This window comes from Jatrophihabitans sp. (genome assembly GCF_046262535.1).
Lineage (GTDB): Bacteria > Actinomycetota > Actinomycetes > Mycobacteriales > Jatrophihabitantaceae > Jatrophihabitans.
In genome coordinates this window covers 1-6,760 of record NZ_JBHEMO010000006.1, presented here as the reverse complement: position 1 = coordinate 6,760, position 6,760 = coordinate 1, and the positions used below count along the sequence as shown (strand labels likewise).

At 70.7% G+C, this 6,760-nt stretch carries 10 protein-coding genes and 3 tRNA genes; 6 read left to right on the top strand and 7 right to left on the bottom strand.

Going from position 1 to position 6,760, the window contains the following annotated elements; translation table 11 throughout:
• From ABR571_RS00710 to ABR571_RS00690, 5 genes are all read right to left on the bottom strand, one after another.
• Positions 1-225, bottom strand: a 225-nt coding sequence (locus tag ABR571_RS00710) for a hypothetical protein (protein WP_409451260.1), incomplete at its 3' end; no start/stop codon positions are given.
• A 194-nt stretch (positions 226-419) separates the two neighbouring features.
• A tRNA-Ser gene (locus tag ABR571_RS00705) sits at positions 420-507 on the bottom strand.
• 10 nt (positions 508-517) lie between these two features.
• A complete protein-coding gene (tadA, locus tag ABR571_RS00700; RefSeq protein ID WP_409451259.1) occupies positions 518-988 on the bottom strand; it encodes a tRNA adenosine(34) deaminase TadA in 471 nt (156 codons plus the stop codon).
• A complete protein-coding gene (locus tag ABR571_RS00695; RefSeq protein ID WP_409451258.1) occupies positions 985-1,494 on the bottom strand; it encodes a tRNA adenosine deaminase-associated protein in 510 nt (169 codons plus the stop codon). Before ABR571_RS00695 ends, tadA begins: the two co-directional genes overlap by 4 nt.
• A complete protein-coding gene (locus ABR571_RS00690; RefSeq protein WP_409451257.1) occupies positions 1,479-1,964 on the bottom strand; it encodes a tRNA adenosine deaminase-associated protein in 486 nt (161 codons plus the stop codon). Before ABR571_RS00690 ends, ABR571_RS00695 begins: the two co-directional genes overlap by 16 nt.
• A 125-nt stretch (positions 1,965-2,089) precedes the next feature.
• Here ABR571_RS00690 and ABR571_RS00685 point away from each other — a divergent pair, with 125 nt between their 5' ends.
• Both ABR571_RS00685 and ABR571_RS00680 read left to right on the top strand, forming a co-directional pair.
• On the top strand, positions 2,090-3,064 hold the full coding sequence (locus ABR571_RS00685; RefSeq protein WP_409451256.1) for a prephenate dehydrogenase/arogenate dehydrogenase family protein: 975 nt from the start codon (positions 2,090-2,092) through the stop codon (positions 3,062-3,064).
• Between the two features lie 20 nt (positions 3,065-3,084).
• Entirely contained in the window at positions 3,085-3,354 is a 270-nt protein-coding gene (locus tag ABR571_RS00680; protein ID WP_409451255.1) for a GlsB/YeaQ/YmgE family stress response membrane protein, read from the top strand.
• A 10-nt stretch (positions 3,355-3,364) separates the two neighbouring features.
• Here ABR571_RS00680 and ABR571_RS00675 read toward each other — a convergent pair whose 3' ends face one another.
• A complete protein-coding gene (locus ABR571_RS00675) occupies positions 3,365-4,507 on the bottom strand; it encodes an LCP family protein (RefSeq protein ID WP_409451254.1) in 1,143 nt (380 codons plus the stop codon).
• Between the two features lie 183 nt (positions 4,508-4,690).
• Between ABR571_RS00675 and ABR571_RS00670 the strand changes: the two genes are divergently transcribed.
• Both ABR571_RS00670 and ABR571_RS00665 read left to right on the top strand, forming a co-directional pair.
• A tRNA-Glu gene (locus ABR571_RS00670) sits at positions 4,691-4,763 on the top strand.
• A 31-nt stretch (positions 4,764-4,794) separates the two neighbouring features.
• A tRNA-Asp gene (locus ABR571_RS00665) sits at positions 4,795-4,871 on the top strand.
• Positions 4,872-4,887: 16 nt separating this feature from the next.
• Here ABR571_RS00665 and ABR571_RS00660 read toward each other — a convergent pair.
• Positions 4,888-5,736, bottom strand: coding sequence for a PhzF family phenazine biosynthesis protein (locus ABR571_RS00660; protein ID WP_409451261.1), 849 nt, complete (start codon positions 5,734-5,736; stop codon positions 4,888-4,890).
• Positions 5,737-5,842: 106 nt separating this feature from the next.
• Between ABR571_RS00660 and ABR571_RS00655 the strand changes: the two genes are divergently transcribed.
• Together ABR571_RS00655 and ABR571_RS00650 are read left to right on the top strand one after the other, a co-directional pair.
• Positions 5,843-6,262 carry a RidA family protein gene (locus ABR571_RS00655; RefSeq protein ID WP_409451253.1) on the top strand — a complete coding sequence of 140 codons (420 nt, stop codon included), beginning with the start codon at positions 5,843-5,845 and terminating at the stop codon, positions 6,260-6,262.
• Positions 6,259-6,760: sirohydrochlorin chelatase (locus tag ABR571_RS00650; protein ID WP_409451252.1), on the top strand; the 502-nt coding region annotated here is incomplete at its 3' end. The genes ABR571_RS00655 and ABR571_RS00650, both read left to right, overlap by 4 nt.

Here is a 6,760-nt window from a genome sequence, read left to right as displayed (position 1 = left end):
CGTCGAGCGGGACAGGCCGAGCAACTGAGCGACCTGCTCCGTGGTCAATGCCAGCTGCTCGACCGACGAGCGGCGCTGGAAGGCGAGCAACGCGGTCTCGGCCTCGGCGAGCGCCGAACGGGCCGCGACCAGATCCCGTTCGAGAACATCCAGCCGCTCCCGGACGCTCCACATGACGCCGGCCGGCGTGGACTGAACCGCGGCCAAGTTCGCCCTGTCGCTCACGGCGCCCACCTCCTGACGAACGCCGCCCTGTGCGGCCTTCTCATATGGAAGGGGTAACCGTCGGGGATTCGGACCGGCGAAATCCGGCCGACGCGGCAGCGGGCTGGCTACCACGCTGGCTACCACGGCCTGGTCGGTCATGAGCGCTCCTCGTCCGGCTGGCGGCTACAAGCCAGCAAAGACGGGAGTTCCGTTGGCGGTGGCGGTGGGATTCGAACCCACGGTGGTGTTACCCACACACGCTTTCGAGGCGTGCTCCTTTGGCCGCTCGGACACGCCACCGCGGCAAAGGTTACAGGACCCCGCGACCGCGCTTCGCCGCGAAGAACTCCTCCAGTAACGCTGCGCACTCCTCGGCCCGCACGCCGCCCACCACTTCCGGACGGTGGTTGAGCCGGCGGTCGCGCACGACATCCCACAGCGAACCGACGGCGCCCGCCTTCGGATCCCACGCGCCGAACACCACGCGGTCGACCCGGGCCAGCACCAGCGCGCCGGCACACATCGTGCACGGCTCGAGGGTCACGGCCAAGGTGCAGCCGACGAGGTGCCACGTGCCGAGCGCCGCACCGGCCCGCTGCAGCGCCACGACCTCGGCATGGGCCGTCGGGTCGTGCCGCGCCTCACGCTCGTTGTGTGCGGACGCGATGACGGTCCCGGAGGCGTCAAGGACGACCGCGCCGACCGGGATCTCACCACCGCCGAGTGCGACCCGGCCGACCGCCAGCGCCTCACCGACCGCCGCGAGATCGCTCTCGATCACCCGCGCAGGTCTTCGAAGGCCTCGCCGCAGCCGGCCTTCTCGCACACGGCCACCAGCAGGTCGACAGGGAGCGTGCCGGCGTGGGCACACATGGCGAGCAGGTCGGCCGCTGACGTACCGAGATCCTCGACGATCTCCGGGTCGCCGAACGGCGCGCTGTCGTGGGCCGGCGGCGCGTCGGGGTCGAGCAGCACCTCGTCCTCGTCGCCGTCGCCGATCTCGAGCAGGTCCTCGGCGACGATGGCCGCCATCGGATAGGCGTCGGCCGCATGGCCCTCGGACAGGAACGCCCGCGGGTCGTCGGCGTCGTCGTCCAACCGGATGATCGCGGCGTACTCGTCGTCCTGCTCGATGACCAGCAGGCGGACCTCGCCCTCCCGGTCGCGCAGCACCTCGCCGAGGTCGATCAGCGACTCGCAATCGGTGATGTCGGTCTCTTCGGCGCTCCACCGATCACCCGTTCGGGTGAGGACCGCGGCGAACCAGGACATCAGCGGGCCGCCCACGCCGCTTCGGTCGCCCGCGCGTACTCGTCGGTGATACCGAGCCGCTCGACGATCGTCTCGAGCATCTCGTCCGGTAGCGCGTCGAGATCGTCGAGGATGTCCTCCATCTCGTCCTCCGACAGTTCGAGGTCACTGAACAGTTCCAGGTCGCCGACGGGCCAGATCTCGTCGAGTTCGTCATCGGCCGGCGGGTCCTCACCGAGCCGCGCCATCGCCTGCTCGGCCAACGGGAACTCCACCGCAGCCGTCAGGTCGGACAGCAGCAGCGATACCCGGCGGCCTTCCTGGCGGGCGATGACGAAGAACTCGTTCTCGACGAGTGCGACGACGAACGGCCCACCTTCGGGCGGTTGCGACCGCAGCGCGGCGAGCAGGACCCCGAGGTCGTCGAGGACGGCAGGTGGCAAAGGTTCGACGCGCCAATTCGGGCCGTCACGGAATGCCGCGACGGCGAAGCCCCGCTCAGCCACGTGTCCCACCACCTCTCGGCTCCGTGCGACGGATACCGATCCTGGCACGGACTGGCCGGGCGCGGAAAGTCAGCGACACGATGCCGCTACCTTCGCAACGTGGCCCGAATCCGGAGTGCGACGCCGTGAACACGCATCAGGGCGCGGGCTTTCGTCGCGTCGCGGTCCTGGGGCTCGGCCTGATCGGCGGTTCCCTGTTGCATGCGGTGCGCCAAACCGGGGTCGAAGTTGTCGGTTTCGACACCGATCCGTCGACCGCGGCCGCTGCCAGTGCGTCGGGTTTCGCGGTGGCGCCCACCGACTCGGCGGCCGTGCACGGGGCCGACCTGGTGGTCCTGGCCATGCCCCTGCCCGAGGTCGCCGGTGCGGTGCGCTCGCTGGGCCCGCACCTCGCCGACGGCGTCGTCCTCACCGACGTCGGCACGCTGAAGGCTCCGGTGCTAACCGCCGTCCGCGAGCTCCTCCCGCAGGTCACCTTCGTCGGCGGCCACCCGCTGGCCGGTGTCGAAGAGACCGGATGGGACGCCGCCGACGCGCTCCTCTTCCGGGACGCGCCGTGGGCACTCACCGTCGAGGACGACACCCCGGTGCCCGCCTGGCTGCGCCTGGCCGAGCTGACCTGTGACCTGGGCGCGCGGCCCGTCCCCACGACGGCCGCCGAGCAAGACGCGGCGGTCGCCCGGGTCATCGGCCTGCCGCACGTGCTGGCCGAGGCGCTGGCGCTGACCGGGCTGGCCGGCGGAGCGCTCGGCCTCTCGCTGGCCGCCGGTTCCTACATGTCGGGCTCTCGCGTCGCGCGTACCCGTCCGGAGCTGGTCAGCACGTGGTGCGACGGCAACCTCGCGCTCGTCGACGCATTGGACGATGCCATCGGCCATCTGCGCTCGGCCCGCGACGCGCTCGCCGCCGACGAGTCGGTCTACCCGCTGGCTGAGGCCGGCCACGCGGCCCGCATCAATTGGGAGCACCGCCGCTTCGAGCCGGTGGAGGTACCGGCGGAGCCGGAAGCGCTGCGCCGGCACGGCCGCATCGGCGGCTGGATCACCGCTGTTCTGCGCGACGACGACGAGGTGCGCCTGCTCGGCATGCGGCCGGCCTGAACTACGGCACACTCCAGCCCGTGGTTCTCGACATCATCGGCCTGCTCATCCTCGGCCTGCTGGCCGGCGCGATCGCCCGGTTGTTCGTGAGCAGCCCGCACCGTCTCGGCTGCCTCGGGACGGCCGTGCTCGGAATCGTCGGGTCATATGCGGGCGGTTCGCTCGGGGCGGTGCTGTTCGACGACGAGTTCGATCTGCGCAAGGCCTCGACGTTCCTCGGCGCCATCGCCGGCAGCGTCATCGTTCTCGTCCTGTGGCGTGTGGTCGACCGCGGGCGAAGACTGCGCTGAGGACGCGGCCTCAGAGCCGGCAGGTCTTGTCGCCGGCATTGGCATTGGGTCGCGGTGCCGTCGTCGTCCCTGTCGTGTTCGTGGGCGTCGGCGTCGGCGGCTTGGATGTCGATGACACCGTCGTCGTGTCGTTGATGATCGAGCCGTACAGCACGGCGCCCTTCCTCGCGTCGAGCAGCACCTTGCCGCCGCTGTACCCGGGCGGCGCGTAATCCTGATCGGCGATCGGCGCGGTGTAGAAGACAACCCGTTTCGGATTCAGCCCGTGCAGGGAGCTCGCGAGGTTGCGCAGATCGCCGAAGCTGGTGTGGTCGTCGGCGGTGATCGACTTCGTCGTCGCGTCGAGGAAGCCGGTCAACCGGCTCGGGTTGTTGAGCAGCGTGCCCCTCATGGCCTGGCGCAGCACAACACCGAGGAACTGCTGCTGGCGCTTGATGCGGCCGAGGTCAGAGCCATCACCGATCTCCTCGCGGGCCCGGACGTAGCGCAACGCATCAGAGCCGTCTAGCGTGTTGTTGCCCTTGTGCAGCCTCAGCTTCGTGTTCTGGTCGTAGACCGGCTCCGGGCTGCAGATCGTCACGGTGCCGAGCGCGTTCACCACCTTCTTGAACCCGGCGAAGTCGATCTGCAGGTAGTGGGTGACGGCGATGCCGGTCAGCTTCTGCACGGTCGCGACGGTGCAGCGGGCGCCGCCGATCGAGAATGCCGAGTTGAACAACTCATGGTGGGCGGCGACCGGCTTGCCGTCGGTCCCGATGCAGCGCGGGATCTCGACCCATGAGTCGCGCGGGATGCTGATCACCGTCGCCCGGCGGTGGTTGGGCGCGAGATGAATCAGGATCGTGGTGTCCGACCGTTCCCCGGCGACGTGGCCATAGCCGGAGTTGGCCCCCTGCCGGCTGTCCGACCCGATGATCAGGAAGTTCGTCGCGTGCGCCTGGGCCTCGGGCTTCCTGATGCTCGGGTCCTTCGTCTGCAGCACGTCGATGCGGTGGATCTGACCGTCGTACTTGGCGTAGGCGTAGCCGATGAGCGCCGCCGATGTGACGCCGAGCAGAGCCGCGAACGACAGGCCGACCCGCAGCGCCCGGCGCAGCACCGAGCGGCGCCCGCTGGATCGGCTGGCGCACGTCAGACGGTCGGCGGGCGGCACGAATCTCCTTGGTGTTGGGCGGACGGGGCGGCGTTACCTTTCCGTGACCTTAGGGGCCGCGGCGCGATCGCGCGCATTGCTGCCAGCCGGCTGTCAGCGCCGTGGCGCCCGGCTTTGGAAGCGGGGCGACTCGTCCCCTATGCTGGAGCAGTCCGCAACGGGGCTAGCATGATGCGGTTCGCCGCCCTCATCGTCTAGAGGCCCAGGACGCCGCCCTTTCAAGGCGGTAGCACGGGTTCGAATCCCGTTGGGGGCACGCAGGTTGTTACCCCGGGAAACCGGGTTCAGGCCCAGTAGCGCAGCTGGTTAGCGTGCCGCCCTGTCACGGCGGAGGTCGCGGGTTCAAGTCCCGTCTGGGTCGCCAGCAGGTGAAGCGCCGATCACTCGATCGGCGCGGCGGTGCCGGTGACGTCGACTCCCCCGGCCCTCGTCCCCAGATCCACCAGCAGCCGGCTCGGGCGGCCCATGTCGGCGCCCTGCAGGATCGTCACCCGGGCCGGCAACGGCACCAGGTCGAGCTCACGCAAGTAGCCACCGAAGGCGGCCGCCGCCGCGCCGGTGGCGGGGTCCTCGACGACGCCGCCCGGCGGGAACGGGTCGCGGGCGTGAAAGGTGAGCGCGTCCTCGGCCCAGACGAGATGCACGGTCGTCCACAGCCGTTCCGCCATGAGCCGGTCGAGCGCGGCATAGTCGTAGTCGAGTGCGGCCAGGGCGGCGCGGTCGCGCAGGGCGAGCACGAGGTGGTCGTTGCCGGCGAAGGCGACGTGGGGCGGGTAGCGAGGATCGAGATCGGCCTCGGCGTAGCGCAGGGCGGTGAGCGCGGCCGCGAGCTCGTCCGCCGTGGCCGGTCGGGTGTGCGTCGGCACGCTGGTGAGCGTGGCCAGGATGCCGGTGTCATCGGCCGTCGTGCGGACGACCACCTCGCCGACGGCCGTGTCGAAGCGCAGCACGCCGGGGCTGTGCCGCTCAGCGATCGCGACAGCCGTCGCGACAGTGGCGTGCCCGCAGAAGCCGACCTCCGCGCGCGGGCTGAAGAACCGCAGCCGGTACGTCCCGTCGTTCGCGGTCGGTTCGACGAATGCGGTCTCGGAGTAGCCGAGCTCGGCCGCGATGGCCAGGCGTCGTGCGGCGTCGATGCCCGTGGCATCGAGCACCACGCCGGCCGGATTGCCGCCCGCGCCGGCGTCGGTGAATGCGGCGTAACGCAGCGTCTCGGCGGTCGTCGACATCGTCATCGTGCTCCTGTTTTCGACGGCCGGCCCACCCGGGCCGGCAAATCGTGTAGCGGCCCGATCTAGGTTGTGGAGTCCCAGCCTCTTCTCGACAGGAACTTCGATGGATCGTCTTCGCATTCCCTCCGAGTCGCGCTACGCGCCGACGATCGGCTTCTCGAAGGCGGTGCGCGCCGGCGACCTGGTCTTTCTGGCCGGCGTCACCGCCGTCGACGCGGAGGGCGGGGTCACCGGCGGTGACGATCCGCACGCCCAGGCGCTCGCCTGCTTCGCGAAGATCGCCGACGCGCTGCGCAGTGCCGGAGCCACCACCGACGACGTCGTCCACACCCGGATGTATCTGACCGATGCGGCGGATTGGGAGGCTGTCGGGCGGGCCCACGGCGAGACGTTCGCGGCCGCGCCGCCGGCCGCCACGATGGTCGTCGTGAAGGAGCTGCTCGACCCGCGGATGCTGGTCGAGATCGAGGTGACCGCGGTCGCGGGCGGCACCATGGGTGCCGTGCCCGGACCGCAGCAGTGAGCGTCGCGCTCATCGCGGTCGCGCACGGCACGGGGTCGGCCGCCGGCTCCGCGACGACGGCTCGGTTGATCGACGCGGTCCAGGCCTCCCGCCCGGACATCCCCGTGGAACTCTGTTTTCTGGACGTGACCGCCCCGCGACTGCCCGACACCCTGGCCGCGCGCGGCGATGCGCCGGCCGTGGTCGTGCCGGTGCTGCTCTCCACCGGGTACCACGTGCAGTCCGACATCCCGGGCGCCGTGGCGCCACATCCGCAGGTGCGGGTAGCTCGGCACCTCGGCCCCGATCCGTTGCTGGTCGACGCTCTGGTCGATCGACTGGGGTCGACCGAACTCGACGGCTCGGTTGTCCTGGTGGGTGCCGGCTCGAGCCGACCGGAAGCGGCCGCCGAACTGGCCGCCACGGGGCGCCTGCTGGGCGAGCGCCTCGGATGCGCGGTAGCCGTCCACACCATGGCTGACGACCTGGCGGCGGTGTTTGCGGCCGCACGGCGACCGG